The sequence below is a fragment of the Rhodococcus rhodnii NBRC 100604 genome (assembly GCF_001894925.1).
GTDB lineage: Bacteria > Actinomycetota > Actinomycetes > Mycobacteriales > Mycobacteriaceae > Rhodococcus_F > Rhodococcus_F rhodnii.
Map to the genome: position 1 here is coordinate 130,753 of NZ_BCXD01000010.1, position 14,099 is coordinate 144,851.

Sequence of the window (14,099 nt, forward strand, 5' to 3'; positions counted from 1 at the left end):
CACACTCCCTGGTTCGAGGCATCCGCGCGACCCTCACCGGCAGTTTCGCACCGCACCGACCCCCGGTCCGGGGTGCACGAGTGCGCGCGACTCCACCTCCCGAGCCCGCTTCGCCGTGGCTTCCCGACGTTCGAGCGACGAACTCCACGCCGCGAAGCCGACGTCCGCGGCGCTCTCCCGGTGCGACTCGCGCGTCGCCCGCCCCCGCCGACACAGAACTGCTGAGAGAAGTACGGCAATGGCTACCAAATCCGCTGTGACACTGCGAAATCTGTCCTTCGAGTGGCCCGACGGCACCATCGCGCTCGCCGGGATCGACGGCACCTTCGGCATCGGCCGAACCGGGCTGATCGGCCGGAACGGCGCGGGAAAATCCACCCTGCTCCGCCTCGTCGCGGGCGAGCTGCACCCGACGTCCGGCCACATCGACACCCTCGGCGAGGTCGGCTACCTGCCGCAGACACTCACGTTGCGGCACGACACCACGGTCGCGGACCTGCTCGGTATCCGGCCGACCCTCGACGCACTGAAGGCGATCGAGTCCGGCGCGGTCGATCAGCGTCACTTCGACGCGGTCGGCGACGACTGGGACATCGAGTCCCGCGCCGACGAGGCCCTGCATCGGATCGGATTCTCCGCCGCGGACCTCGACCGCCGGGTCACCGAGATATCCGGCGGCGAGGCGATGCTCGTCGCGATCACCGGCCTGCGGATCCGGCGTACCCCGATCACGCTGCTCGACGAGCCCACGAACAACCTCGACCGCGCGACGCGCGCGACGCTGGCGGAGTTCGTCGACCAGTGGCCGGGCACCCTCGTCGTCGTGAGTCACGACCTCGAACTACTGGAGCACATGGACGCCACCGCCGAAGTGTACGACGGCGGGCTGACCACCTTCGGCGGCCCGTATCGGGTATGGAAGGAGCACCGGGAGCAGGAGCAGGCCGCCGCCACGGCAGCCGCCCGCTCTGCTCAGCAGGCGCTGAAGGTCGAGAAGCGACAGCGCGTCGAGGCGGAGACGACACTCGCGCGCCGCGAACGCACCGGGAAGAAGACCCAGAAGGACGGCGGAATCCCGAAGATCCTCGCCGGCAACCGCGCGAGCAAGGCACAAGCGTCGGCCGGAACGCTGCGGTCGACGCTCGACGACAAGGTCCGGGCCGCGCAGGCCGCGGCCGACGCGGCCGACGCCCGAGTCCGCGAGGAGGAGCACATCCACCTCGTCCTCCCCGATCCCGACGTGCCTCGCGGACGGCGCCTGATGGAACTCGAGGACGAAGACCGCACGATCGTCGTCCAGGGGCCGGAGCGCGTCGCGCTCGTCGGTGCGAACGGCTCCGGTAAGTCGACGCTGATCGCACAGCTCGTCCAGCGGACCGAACCGATCCCCGGACGGCCCCGCGGCCGGCTGCTCGTCGATGTCGTCGGCTTCCTGCCGCAGCGTCTCGACGGACTCGACGACGACGCGAGCGCGATGGAGAACGTGCAGGCGGTCGCACCGGAGACGCTGCCCGGCACCATCCGCAACCAGCTCGCCCGGCTGCTGCTGCGCGGTGACAGCGTCGATCGGCCGGTGCGCACCCTGTCCGGTGGCGAGCGATTCCGGGTCTCGCTCGCCCGGCTGCTCCTCGCCGAGCCTCCGGCCGAGCTGCTCGTCCTGGACGAGCCGACCAACAACCTCGACATCGCCAGCGTCGAACAGCTCGCCGAAGCCCTCGACTCGTATCGAGGGGGCCTGCTCGTGGTCAGCCACGACGGGGCGTTCCTGGAACGAATCGGTGTCGACACGATCGTCGAGCTGGACGGGAACGGAAGGATCCACCGACGCCGAGAGCTCGGCTGAGACAGCGGCGCCGTGATCCGGGCGTCGTCCTCGAGCCGGTCGGTGGCGGGTCGCCCGGCGGGCGCCCACTACCGGTTCGGGCTCGTGGCCCCGCACGGACCTGAGCTTGTGGTGCCCCCGGCAGGATTCGAACCTGCGACCGAGAGATTAGAAGGCTCTTGCTCTATCCCCTGAGCTACGGAGGCGCGGCTTGCATCCTACCGTCGCGCGCGTGCGCTGGGCGATCGAGTGGGTTCGGTCGCCGATTCCCATCTCGAACGAGTGGAATGTATGAAATAGTCATACATCGTGTCGAACACGGGGAACGCTGCTGCTCGGACCGCGGACGGTGCCGGGAGTCGGCGCAGGGGAACGATCCGGCGGCGCCCGTGCCGCGCACTGCCGGCGGCGGCGGTGTTCGTCGCGCTGCTCGCCGGGTGCTCGTCACCCGAGCCACCCGTCGCGGCGACCGATGCGGTCGAGGCGGTGGCCTCGGTCTCGTCGCCGTCACCCTCCCCCCACGCCGCGCACGTTCTCCGGTGACGACCCACTGATGAAGCAGTTCGGCGACGAGAACGGCTTCGGGCAGCACTGCAGGAATCACGCACCCGAGGGCTGCGACGTCTTCTTCGTCTTCGATCGTCCCGTCGACACCGTCGATCCGGCCTGCGGCGGAACGCTTCCCGTGACGAACGGCCGCCTCGTCGCACTCCCCGTGCGAGCGCGCACGTCCGATACGCTCGACGCGCGATACTACGAAGGATTCTTCTGGTCGCAGCACTTCTCGGCGATCGACGCCGGCGGGCTGACGGTGCGAGGGCTGTCGTCACCGGTGACGCTCGCGTGCCACGCGGAATCCGGACGCGCCCTGCCCGACGTCCTCATGCCCGGAATGCACTACGAGGGTGTCGTCGTCCTCGACATCCCCGCCGACGCCACGGCCCTCGAGTTCACGGCGCAGACCGTCACGTGGTGGTTCGCCCTCACCTGAACGCCGAAGCGCGTCGCACCGGACAGGCTGCGGCCGGCACGTCCGGCCGCAGCCGACACTCGTCAGGTGCGGTCGCTGCCACCGAGATCCGTGTCCGGCTCCGACTCGTCCGGGTCGCTGCCGGGACGCGACTCGTCGTCGCGTGCCTTCTTCGCGGCCTCGCTCATCTCGATACCGTCGGTGATCCAGTCACCGACCTCGCGGGTGACGTCGCGCACCGCGCCGGCGATGATGACGGCGATCTGGCCGACGTGCGTCGCGGCGGACTCGGCGAGTTCCTGCACCGTGTCCTTGCGACGCTCGAACTTACCCACCATGCCGGTCCCTTTCGCGCTGGTTGCGCCGAACGATAACACCGCTCGTGCGTGACTTTCCGGTCCCGGCCACGGTCAGACGCTCACGAGCGACGCAGTCGCCTGCTTCTTCCGCTCGATGACGACGTCCGCTCCCGCATCGCCGCGGCCGAAGAAGCCGTTCGGCAGCGCGAACCGGAAGATCTTGAGCCACACCGAGCCGACCTGCCGCGTCAGCCCACCCGTGTTGTACGGGAGGCCGTGCTTCTCGCACAGTGCGCGCACCTCCGGCGCCATCTGCGGGTAGCGCCGCGCCGGAATGTCGGGGAACAGGTGGTGTTCGATCTGATGCGAGAGGTTGCCCGACATGATGTGGAACAACTGCCCGCCGCTGATGTTGGCGCTGCCGAGCATCTGCCGCACGTACCACTCCCCGCGGGTCTCCTCGGCGGTCTCGTCCTCGGTGAACGTCTGCACGCCCGTGGGGAAGTGACCGCAGAAGATGATGGAGTAGGCCCAGACGTTGCGCACGACGTTCGCGGTCGCGTTGCCGACGAGCGTCGGGATCGCGAGCGGCCCGCTGAGGACCGGGAACACGACGTAGTCCTTGAGGACCTGCCGGCCGGCCTTGCGCCACCAGCCCTTCACGAGCGGCTTGACGTCACTCCACGTGCGCTTGCCCTGCACGACGTTCTCGGCTTCGAGATCGTGCAGCATGACGCCCCACTCGAAGAGCATCATCAGGCTGAAGGCCCAGATCGGGTTGCCCAGATAGTAGGGATTCCACTTCTGCGCCTCGTCCATCCGCAGGATGCCGTATCCGATGTCGCGATCGCGGCCGACGATGTTCGTGTACGTGTGATGCATGTAGTTGTGCGAGTGCTTCCACTGGTCGGCAGGGCACACCGTGTCCCACTCGAACACTCGCGAGTTCAGGCCCGGCTCACGCATCCAGTCGTACTGGCCGTGCATGACGTTGTGCCCGATCTCCATGTTGTCGAGGATCTTCGAGACGCTGAGTGCCGCGACGCCCGCGACCCACGCCGGCGGCAGGAATCCGACGAAGAGCAGTGCGCGACCCGCGACCTCGAAGCCGCGCTGCGCCTTGACGACCTTGTAGATGTACTCGCGATCCTCGGCGCCGAGCTGCGCGACGACACGATCACGCAGGGCGTCGAGTTCGGCGCCGATCTCCTCGACCTGGGCATGGGAGAGGACCACCGGCTCCCGGGAGGGCCGCTCCGGCTCGCGCGAGCCGCCGACGAACGGCAGGAAGGACAGGGACGGCAGTGAGGGCGATGGGATTCCGAACATGATGTCTCCTTCTCGAAGCGGCGGGCGGTGCGCTCGGCGCCGCGGTGCGGGGCGATCTCAGATGTCGAGCGTGACGTCCCCGACGGGAACGGACACGCACAGCTGGATCTCCTTGTCGGACTCGGTGTCGGTCTCGCCGGTGCGGACGTTCTTGGTGCAGCCGGTCTTCTTGACGGAGGTACACGTGAAGCAGATGCCCATGCGGCAGCCGTACTCCGGGGTGAGCCCGGCCGCCTCGGCCTGTTCGAGCAGCGTCGCCGCTCCGGTCGACTCGGCGCGAACGTCGCTGCGGGAGAAGTGGATCTCGCCGCCGGCGTCGTCGTCCGGAACGATCGCGGGCGGCGTGAACTCCTCGGTGTGCAGCAGCTCGTCGATGCCGGCGTCGCGGTAGCCCTCCCGCACGGCGTTCATGAGCGCGGGCGGACCGCAGAGGTACGTCGGTGCCTCGCGGTACCACGGGGCGACGGCGTCGAGGTGGTGCATCCCGAACAGGCCGTCGAGCCGACCGGCGTCCGCCGAGTCGGGGAAGCCGTAGACGACGTCCACGCCGGGCACCTCGCGCGCGATGCGGTCGAGTTCGTCGCGGTAGGCGACGTCGGCCATGCTCCGCGAATAGTGAACGAATGTAACGGTTCCGTCGTATCCCTCGTCCACCAGCGTGCGCAGCATCGCCATGACCGGCGTGATGCCGCTGCCGCCGCTCACGAGCAGGATGCGCTCGGGCCGCTCGGCGGGTAGATGGAAGGCGCCGTCCGCCTGCTCGAGGTCGAGGACGTCGCCCGGCTTCGCATGATCGACGAGGTGACGGGAGACGAAGCCGTCGGGATGCGCCTTGACGGTGAGTTCGACGACGTCGCCACGCGCCGCGGAGTTCGCCGGCGAGAAGCAGCGCGTGTGCCGGACGCCGTCGATCACGACTCCCACCTGCACGAACTGCCCTGGAAGAAAGCCCGCCCAGTGCCGTGTCGGCCGCAGCGTGAGGGTCACGGTGTCGGGCGCGCGGCGCTCCGCCCGGACGACCTCCGCGCGCATGTCGTCGATCCGCAGCAGGGGATCGACGAGTTCGAGATAGCGGTCGACGTGGTGCGGCGTCGCCATCGTCGCGAGAAGCGAGGTCAGGCGGGATCGGCGCCGCGGTGGACGAGAGGTGACCGTCACGAGTTCTCCTCGGTGTGAGAGCGGGCTGGGACGGGTTCGTGCGCCGGAGCACACGCGGGGGTGTACCGATATTTGGGTGTACGTCTGTACACTGGAATCAGTGTTGCAGATGCGAAGGGCGGATTGTCAATCGCAATGTGACTGCCGACACAGAATGTGGTGCCGAGGCGGAGATGGACACGAATACAATCAGCCGCGTGAGCGAGCCCCGAACCGCCGGCGAGAGCAGAGCCGCACGCAAGGAGCGCACGCGGCAGGCGTTGCTCGACGGCGCACTCGACCTCGTGGGCGATCGCAACTTCTCGAGTGTGAGTCTGCGCGAGGTGGCGCGCGCCGCCGACATCGTGCCCACCGCGTTCTACCGTCACTTCGGGTCGCTCGAAGAGCTCGGCGTCGTCCTCGTCGAGGAGAGCATGCGAGTGTTGCGGCAGATGCTCCGCGACACCCGCCGGGCGCCCGCAGCGAAGGGTGCCTCGGGCACGATGCGGACGTCCGGTTCCCTACACCTGCTCGCCGATCAGGTTCGCGCCCACCCGGCGCAGTTCCGCTTCCTCACCCGCGAACGCAACGGCGGGGTCCCCGAGATCCGTCGCGCGATCGACAGCGAGATGCGGGTCTTCGTCAGCGAACTCGTCGTCGACCTCGCACGCGTTCCGGCCCTCGCCGACTGGAGCCGCGCCGACCTCGAGGCCGCCGCCGACCTCATCGTCGCCACCGGTGCGGCAACGGCAGTCGAACTGCTCGACAGCGACCGCCCCGGCGGACACGAAGCGCAGATCGTCGAGCGCGCCGAGAAGCAGCTGCGGCTCGTCGTGCTCGGCATGGGCGCGTGGGATCCGCAGCGGAGCTGATTCCCGCTCGCAAGACCTTTCGGGCCGCGCCCCTCTCGTCGTAGCGTCGAGGTATGCGCAGCTCTCCCGGGACGGTGGACGTCCCCGTCGGCGAACTGACCTTTCGTGTCGACACCGACGGCCCCGAGGACGGGCCGCCCGTCGTTCTCCTGCACGGATTCCCGACGACGCGGCGCTCGTGGCGTGCGGCCGCGTCGGAGCTCGCGGACCGTGGGATGCGCACGATCGTTCCCGATCAGCGGGGCTACTCCCCCGGCGCACGGCCCGGCGCCGTGGCGAACTATCACGTCGACCAACTGGCCGAGGACGTCGTCGGGCTGCTGGACGCCTTCGGCCTCTCCTCGGTGCATCTCGTCGGCCACGACTGGGGCGCCATCGCCGCATGGGCGGCGGCGGCCCGCCGTCCCGATCGGGTGGATCGACTGACGGCAGTGTCGGTTCCGCACCCCGCGGCCTTCAGGTGGGCGGTGCGGGAGGATCCCGATCAGCGCTCCCGCTCGTCCTACATCTCGCTGCTGCGGATGCCCGGCAAGGCCGAGGAGGTTCTCCTCGCCGACGACGCGCGCCGCCTGCGGGCGATGTACGGAACGGGGATGCCCGCCGAGAACATCGACGACTACCTGGCCACTCTCACCGAGCCGGGCGCGCTGACCGCCGCATTGAACTGGTACCGCGCGATGGACGCCGGCCTCGAGGCCGTCCCGCCGGTGCGCACGCCGACGACGTTCGTGTGGGCGTCCGACGACGCCGCGATCGGGCGAGCCGGAGTGGAGCGGTGCCACGACTTCGTCGCGGCGCCCTATCGTTTCGTCGAGCTCACCGGCTCGCACTGGGTTCCCGAGGAACAGCCGGCAGCGATGGTCGACGCGATCGTGACGCCGGTCGTTCAGGGGACTCCCGGTTAGACGTCGACGACCTTCTCCGCGGTGTCGGTGCGGGGCGCGGGGACGCCGAGCAGCGCGATCAACCCGCCGCCGAGTACGACGAGGATGCCCGCGATTCCCGCGCGGTCGGCCGAGAACGCCCAGGCGAACAGGCCGAACAGGGCCGGGGCGAGGAAGGAGACGGCACGACCCGTCGTCGCGTAGAGACCGAAGAGCTGCCCCTCACGGCCGGGCGGCGTCATGCGCGCGAGGAAGGTACGCGACGACGACTGCGCCGGGCCGACGAACAGGCACAGCGCGAGCCCGAAGATCCAGAACATCAGCGGCCCCGAGACGACGATCAGCGCGGCTCCCACGACGAGCATCGACGAGAGTGACACCACGAGGACCGCTTTCGGTCCGACGCGGTCGTCGATGCGCCCGGCCGCGAGCGCACCTGCCGCGGCGAGGACGTTCGCGGCGACGCCGAACAGCAGGACGTCGCCGGCGTCGATGCCGTAGACCGTCACCGCGAGGACGGCCCCGAACGTGAAGACGCCCGCGAGTCCGTCGCGGAAGATCGCACTCGCGACGAGGAAGTGCACGACGCGCCGGTCCTCGGACCACAGCTCTCGGACGTCGCGCCACAGCACGCGGTAGGAGCCGAGAAAGCCGACGCGATCGGCACCGGGATCGACCTTCGGCGCGGGGAGTTCGGGCACGGTGAGCAGTACGGGGATCGCGAAGACGGCGAACCACACGGCGGCGAGGAGCACGACGAGCCGGATGTTGGCGCCGTCCTCGGTGGGAATCGACAGCAGCCCGCGGGTGTCGCCGTCGCCGGCGATGAAGCCGAGATAGGCGACGAGCAGGAGCACGATGCCACCGAAATAGCCCATCGCCCATCCGAACCCGGAGACGCGGCCGATCGTCGCGGGCGTCGACACCTGCCGCAGCATCGCGTTGTAGGGGACCTCGGCGATCTCGAACAGCACCGACCCGGCCGCGAGGAGTACGAGGCCGAGCCACAGGTACGAGTGGTCGTCGCGCACGAAGTACATCGCCGCGATGCATGCGACGGTCGCGAAGGTGAGCAGCGCGAGGGCCCGTTTGCGGTGGCCGCGTGCGTCGAAACGCTGCCCCGAGACGGGCGCGAGCAGCGCGACGCACACGCCCGCTGCGGCGAGCGCCCAGCCGAGCCAGGTGCTCGCCGAGATCGATCCGGGCAGGTCGTCGCCGACGGCGTCGGTGAGATACACCGAGAACACGAAGGTGACGATGACGGCGTTGAACGCGGCCGATCCCCAGTCCCACATCCCCCACGCCGCGACCTGGCGGCGTGTGTGCGCTCGCCCGATCCCTGCCGTCGCGCGTACCTCCGATGTCATGCCAGCAGCGTAGGTCGCCACGGTGCCCACGGCTGTGCGACACGGCCCCCGCGGTTCTGCACCCCGAATTGCGTTCTGCACCCCTATCGGCCGGCCGATAGGGGTGCAGAACGCGGAAAGGGGTGCAGAACGCGAACCGGGGTGGAGAACGCGAACCGGGGTGGAGAACGGACTATATGCAACTTGTGTCATATGCACTCTGTTTCATATGCTGCTGCGCATGGCGCTCGAACACGCACTGCTCGTCGCACTGACGGAGAGGTCCGGCTCCGGCTACGAGCTCGCGCGCCGGTTCGACCGGTCGATCGGGTTCTTCCACAGCGCGACGCATCAGCAGATCTATCGCACGTTGCGGCGCATGGCGGAGACCGGATGGGTCGACGTCGAGGTCGTCGAACAGGACGGCAAGCCCGACAAGAAGGTGTACTCGCCGTCCCCCTCGGGACGCACCGAGCTCGCCCGGTGGATCGCCGAACCGAGCGAACCGACCGTCCTGCGCGACGAGCTCGCCGTGAAGATCCGCGGCGCGGCTGCCGACGACCGCGACGCACTCGTCGCCGAGATCGTCCGGCATCGCGCCTCCCATGCCGACCGGCTCGCCGCCTACCGCGCGATCGAGCAGCGCGACTTCCCCGACCCCGCTTCGCTGTCCGACGCAGCCCTGCGCCAGTACCTCGTCCTGCGAGGCGGACTCCGCATCGAATCCGGATTCGTCGACTGGTGCGACGACGTCCTCGACGCCCTCCGCCCGCCCACTCACCGGGGTCCCGCACTCCCCGGGTTCGCATCCGAGAAAGGCACCCGATGACCCGCTACCCGAACCTGCTCGAGCCGATCGAACTCGGCGCGACGACCGTCCGCAATCGCGTGATGATGGGATCGATGCACACGGGTCTCGAAGACCGCGCGCGCAACATCCGCAAGCTCGCCGCGTTCTACGCGGAACGCGCTCGGGGTGGCGTCGGAATCATCGTGACCGGTGGCTACTCACCGAACCGGAGCGGATGGCTGACGCCCTTCGGCTCGAAGCTGACCAACCGCATCGAAGCGCGCCGCCACCGCATCGTCACACGCGCCGTGCACGACGAAGGCGGCAAGATCGTCCTGCAGATCCTGCACGCGGGCCGCTACTCGTACTGGCCGCTCAGCGTGTCCGCGTCTGCGATCAAGGCACCGATCAACCCGTTCAAGCCGCGCGCACTGACGTCCTGGGGCGTGCGCCGACAGATCCGCGCCTTCGCGAAGTGCGCTGCCCTGGCCCAGCGGGCCGGGTACGACGGCGTCGAGATCATGGGTGGCGAAGGCTATTTCGTCAACCAGTTCCTCGCAGCGCGCACCAACAAGCGCACCGACGAGTGGGGTGGCACGCCGGAGAAGCGTCGCCGGATCGCGACGGAGATCACGCGCGCGGTGCGCGAGGCGACCGGTCCCGGCTTCCTCGTGATGTTCCGGCTGTCGATGGCCGACTACGTCGAGGACGGTCAGACGCAGAACGAGATCATCGCTCTCGCAAGGGAACTGGAGACCGCAGGCGTCGACGTCTTCGACACCGACATCGGCTGGCACGAGTCGCGTGTCCCGACGATCGTCACGTCGGTGCCGCGCGCCGCCTTCGTCGACGTCACCGCCGAACTGCGCAAGCACGTGCGGATTCCCGTCGTCGCCGCGAACCGCATCAACACGCCGGACGTCACCGAGGACATCCTCGCGCGTGGTTCCGCCGACGTCGTGTCGCTCGCACGGCCGATGCTCGCCGACCCCGAGTGGGTCCGCAAGGCAGCGCGCGAGGCAGCCGACGAGATCAACACGTGCATCGCGTGCAATCAGGCATGCCTCGATCACGTGTTCGCGAACAAGCCCGTCTCGTGCCTGGTCAATCCACGCGCCGCACGTGAGACCGATCTGGTGCTCTCTCCCACTCGCACACGCCGTCGCGTCGCCGTCGTCGGCGCGGGCCCTGCGGGCCTGGCGTGCGCGCTCGCCAGCGCCGAGCGCGGCCATACCGTGACGCTGTTCGAGGCGTCGCACGAGATCGGCGGGCAGTTCTCCATCGCGCGCCGCATCCCCGGCAAGGAGGAGTTCGCCGAGACCGTCCGCTACTTCACCCGCGCGCTCGACATCGCCGGCGTGGACGTCCGGCTCGGGACGCACGCGGGCGCTGCCGATCTCGCCGAGTTCGACGACGTCGTCGTGGCCACCGGTGTGGCGCCGCGACTTCCGAACATCCCGGGTATCGACCATCCCTCCGTCGTCACCTACGCCGACGCCGTGCGCGGCAACGCACCGATCGGACGCAGCGTCGCGATCGTCGGGGCCGGCGGAATCGGTGTCGACGTCGCCGAGTTCGTCACGACGACGGAGTCGCCCACGCTCCACCCGAAGGAGTGGCGGCGTGAGTGGGGAGTCTCGGACGATCCGGAGGTGCGTGGCTCGCTCGTCGCACCCGAACCCGAGCGCTCACCGCGCGAGGTGTATCTGTTGCAGCGCAAGACGACTCCGATCGGCGCAGGCCTCGGCAAGACGACCGGCTGGGTGCACCGCGCAGCACTGAAGGCCAAGGGCGTCCATCGCCTGAAGGGAGTCGTGTACGAGCGGATCGACGACGACGGACTGCACGTGTCCTACGTCGACGGCCACGACGGTCCGCGCGTGCTGCCCGTCGAGACGATCATCGTGTGCGCGGGACAGGAATCGGTCCGTGGGCTCGCGGACGAGCTCGAGGCCGCCGGCGTCACGGCGCACGTGATCGGTGGTGCGGACGTCGCGGCCGAGCTGGACGCGAAGCGCGCGATCGAGCAGGGGACGCGCCTGGCCGCGGTGCTGTGACCGGCTACCCTGGGCAGCCGTGAGTCTTCCCGAGCCGATCCCCCACGCCCGCGCCGTCGTCACCGGAGCCTCGTCCGGAATCGGCATCGCCCTCGCCACCGACCTCGCGCGCCGCGGTCATTCGCTGATTCTCGTCGCACGTCGCGGCGAGATCATGGAGGACTTGGCGACACGGCTACGCAGCGAGTTCTCCGTCGAGGCCGAGGTGCGGGCGTGCGATCTGTCCGACCGTGACGCTCGCACCGCGCTCGTGAACGAACTGGCGGAGCGCGACGTCTCGGTGCTGTGCAACAACGCCGGCATCGCGACGTTCGGTCCTGTCGCGGATCTCGACCCGGACTACGAGCGGGCGCAGGTCGAGCTCAACGCGGTCGCCGTCCACGACCTGACCCTCGCGGTGCTGCCGGGCATGCTCGCCCGCGGGTCCGGCGCGATCCTCATGGTCGGCTCGGCCGCCGGCAACATGCCGATCCCCCACAACGCGACGTATGCGGCGTCGAAGGCGTTCGTCAACACCTTCTCGGAGTCGCTGCGGGGCGAACTCAAGGGCACCGGCGTGAACGTCACGCTGCTCGCGCCCGGCCCGGTGCGCACCGAGACTCCCGACCCCGCCGACGCCTCGATCGTGGACCGGTTCGTGCCCGACGCGCTGTGGATCTCGAGCGACGCCGCGGCGCAGCAGTCGCTCGACGCCCTCGCCGACAACAAGATGCGGATCGTGCCGGGGCTCGTCGGCAAGGCGATGTCGACTGCGGGGCAGTACGTGCCGCGCGCGATCGTCGCCCCGATCGTCGGCACCTTCTACAAGAAGCTCGGCGGCTGACCGGACGTCGGCACCTGCCGGTGCCGACGACGCAGCGGGTGATCTCGCGGCAGGGTGAACCTCCACCGGAGGCTCTCTCGGCCGCGGCACGGGGCTAGGGTGAACTGCGTGCAGGACAAACTCGTGTGGATCGATTGCGAAATGACCGGGCTGCGGCTCGGCAGCGACAAGCTCGTCGAGATCGCTGCGCTCGTCACCGACAGCGAACTCAACGTGCTCGGCGACGGCGTCGACGTGGTGATCCACGCCGACGACGCAGCGCTCGACGCGATGCCCGATGTCGTCACCGAGATGCACGCCCGATCGGGCCTCACGGACGAGATTCGCGCGTCGACCGTCACCGTCGCGGAGGCGGAGAAGCTCGTTCTCGACTACATCCGCGAGCACGTCCCGAACCCCGGCACGGCGCCGCTCGCCGGCAACTCGATCGCGACCGACCGAGGGTTCATCGCCCGCGACATGCCCGAACTCGACGGCCACCTGCACTACCGCATGATCGACGTGTCCTCGATCAAGGAACTGTGCCGCCGCTGGTACCCGCGGATCTACTTCGGCCAGCCGGAGAAGGGGCTCGCGCATCGCGCGCTCGCCGACATCAAGGAGTCGATCCGCGAGCTGAAGTACTACCGTGCGGCGGCCTTCGTTCCCGAGCCCGGGCCGACGACGGAGCGGATCTCCGAGATCGTCGAGGAACTCGGCCCGGCGTAAGACGTCAACCGGACGCCGCTGACCAGGCGATTGGCGGGGCACGGCGTCGACACGCTAGTATCTGTGACGCTGCAGGCGCACGTTTGGAGTGCCTTCGGCAATGGTGAGTGTAGTTCAGTTGGTAGAGCACCAGGTTGTGATCCTGGCTGTCGCGGGTTCGAGTCCCGTCACTCACCCCGAAGAGAGAACCCCGGAGCGCATCGCGCTCCGGGGTTCTTTCTCGTCGGGCACTCGCTCCGGGCTCAGCTCGTGTGATGCACCTCCTGCAACCCGTGGACAGTCGGGATCCCCTCGGGTCCTTCGCGGTGTCCGACCCGAGTCCCCACACCTTGCCGACGCGGTCGGCGACGTCCCCCCGCTGCCCAACCGTTCATCGAGCCGTAGCCCGTCGCGTACACGACGACGTCGGCAGGGAGCGTCCTCACCGAAGTCCGGATCGAAGCCCGCCGCCTCGACCCGCGCGTGGAAATCCTTGTCCCGCTCACGGATCTCGTCGTAGAGCGGGATCCGGCACTCGTGCATGATCCGGTAGGGCATCGACGCGAACGTCAGGTCCGCCTTCTTCGTCGTGGTCCCCGACTCCACCGCCTGCTTGCTGTAGAGCGCGCCCAGCCCGCTCTCCATGAGCGAATCCGACTTGGCGACGTGCGTCGACGAACGCTGCACCATCGTCGTGTCGACGCCCTGTTCGGCGAGTGGCTTGCAGATGTCGTGCGCCGAGTTGTTCGACCCGATCACGACCACCTTGCTGCCCGCGTAGTCGTCCGGACCTCCCGACGACGAGCACGTAGGGCTGCTCGTCGCGGCCGAGTCGCGCGTCCTCCTCGGCCTTGCGCTCGGCCCACGAACGAGGATCGGGGTCAGAGCCGTGCACCGCACCGAGAACGCGAGACGCGCTCAGCGGTTCCCCGTGCCCTTCAGCCCCTGCAACGCGGTCAGCAGGGTCCACGCGCGGACGGGTTCGGTATCGCGAACGCGAGCGGATGCCGTGGAATCGACGGTGCCGGTCATCGACTACCGCGGCGACGACCGCCCCCGCCCGGGAGCCGGCGGTCCCGGCGG

12 protein-coding genes, 2 tRNA genes and 1 pseudogene are annotated in these 14,099 nt (G+C 69.2%); 9 read left to right on the plus strand and 6 right to left on the minus strand.

The features are described from left to right. Positions 1-238 precede the first annotated feature (238 nt). Positions 239-1,843, plus strand: coding sequence for an ABC-F family ATP-binding cassette domain-containing protein (locus tag RR1_RS09390; protein ID WP_040773263.1), 1,605 nt, complete (start codon positions 239-241; stop codon positions 1,841-1,843). 109 nt (positions 1,844-1,952) lie between these two features. Here the strand turns inward: RR1_RS09390 and RR1_RS09395 are convergent. Beyond that, a tRNA-Arg gene (locus RR1_RS09395) sits at positions 1,953-2,028 on the minus strand. Between the two features lie 347 nt (positions 2,029-2,375). Here RR1_RS09395 and RR1_RS09405 point away from each other — a divergent pair. Next, a complete protein-coding gene (locus RR1_RS09405; RefSeq protein ID WP_010838332.1) occupies positions 2,376-2,813 on the plus strand; it encodes a hypothetical protein in 438 nt (145 codons plus the stop codon). Between the two features lie 62 nt (positions 2,814-2,875). Here RR1_RS09405 and RR1_RS09410 read toward each other — a convergent pair whose 3' ends face one another. From RR1_RS09410 to RR1_RS09420, 3 genes are all read right to left on the minus strand, one after another. Further along, positions 2,876-3,130 (minus strand): hypothetical protein, encoded by a 255-nt coding sequence (locus RR1_RS09410; RefSeq protein ID WP_010838333.1) that lies wholly within the window; start codon positions 3,128-3,130, stop codon positions 2,876-2,878. A gap of 72 nt (positions 3,131-3,202) precedes the next feature. Next, positions 3,203-4,420 (minus strand): fatty acid desaturase family protein, encoded by a 1,218-nt coding sequence (locus RR1_RS09415; RefSeq protein WP_010838334.1) that lies wholly within the window; start codon positions 4,418-4,420, stop codon positions 3,203-3,205. A 57-nt stretch (positions 4,421-4,477) separates the two neighbouring features. Beyond that, positions 4,478-5,518: a ferredoxin reductase gene (locus tag RR1_RS09420; RefSeq protein WP_010839515.1), complete on the minus strand. Its 1,041-nt coding sequence runs from the start codon at positions 5,516-5,518 to the stop codon at positions 4,478-4,480. Positions 5,519-5,751: 233 nt separating this feature from the next. Here RR1_RS09420 and RR1_RS09425 point away from each other — a divergent pair, with 233 nt between their 5' ends. Continuing rightward, positions 5,752-6,429 (plus strand): TetR family transcriptional regulator, encoded by a 678-nt coding sequence (locus RR1_RS09425; RefSeq protein ID WP_081634221.1) that lies wholly within the window; start codon positions 5,752-5,754, stop codon positions 6,427-6,429. A 53-nt stretch (positions 6,430-6,482) separates the two neighbouring features. After that, positions 6,483-7,334 carry an alpha/beta fold hydrolase gene (locus RR1_RS09430; RefSeq protein WP_040774635.1) on the plus strand — a complete coding sequence of 284 codons (852 nt, stop codon included), beginning with the start codon at positions 6,483-6,485 and terminating at the stop codon, positions 7,332-7,334. Here RR1_RS09430 and RR1_RS09435 read toward each other — a convergent pair. Then, positions 7,331-8,680 carry an MFS transporter gene (locus tag RR1_RS09435; protein ID WP_040774652.1) on the minus strand — a complete coding sequence of 450 codons (1,350 nt, stop codon included), beginning with the start codon at positions 8,678-8,680 and terminating at the stop codon, positions 7,331-7,333. The two genes, RR1_RS09430 and RR1_RS09435, sit on opposite strands and share 4 nt — an antisense overlap. Before the next feature lie 220 nt (positions 8,681-8,900). Between RR1_RS09435 and RR1_RS09440 the strand changes: the two genes are divergently transcribed. The 5 genes from RR1_RS09440 to RR1_RS09460 all read left to right on the plus strand — a co-directional run bounded on the left by RR1_RS09440 (position 8,901) and on the right by RR1_RS09460 (position 13,213). Then, positions 8,901-9,488, plus strand: coding sequence for a PadR family transcriptional regulator (locus RR1_RS09440; RefSeq protein ID WP_051111276.1), 588 nt, complete (start codon positions 8,901-8,903; stop codon positions 9,486-9,488). Continuing rightward, positions 9,485-11,506 (plus strand): NADPH-dependent 2,4-dienoyl-CoA reductase, encoded by a 2,022-nt coding sequence (locus RR1_RS09445; RefSeq protein WP_010839520.1) that lies wholly within the window; start codon positions 9,485-9,487, stop codon positions 11,504-11,506. Before RR1_RS09440 ends, RR1_RS09445 begins: the two co-directional genes overlap by 4 nt. A 19-nt stretch (positions 11,507-11,525) precedes the next feature. Further along, positions 11,526-12,329: a mycolate reductase gene (gene cmrA, locus RR1_RS09450; RefSeq protein WP_010839521.1), complete on the plus strand. Its 804-nt coding sequence runs from the start codon at positions 11,526-11,528 to the stop codon at positions 12,327-12,329. 108 nt (positions 12,330-12,437) lie between these two features. Further along, positions 12,438-13,037, plus strand: a complete 600-nt coding sequence (gene orn / locus RR1_RS09455) for an oligoribonuclease (RefSeq protein WP_040774656.1) — start codon at positions 12,438-12,440, stop codon at positions 13,035-13,037. Positions 13,038-13,140: 103 nt separating this feature from the next. Next, positions 13,141-13,213, plus strand: a tRNA-His gene (locus RR1_RS09460). A 116-nt stretch (positions 13,214-13,329) separates the two neighbouring features. On the opposite strand, the pseudogene RR1_RS09465 reads toward RR1_RS09460, so the two are convergent. Continuing rightward, positions 13,330-13,991: pseudogene (locus RR1_RS09465) on the minus strand (NAD(P)/FAD-dependent oxidoreductase); the annotation flags it as partial. Positions 13,992-14,099: the final 108 nt, after the last annotated feature.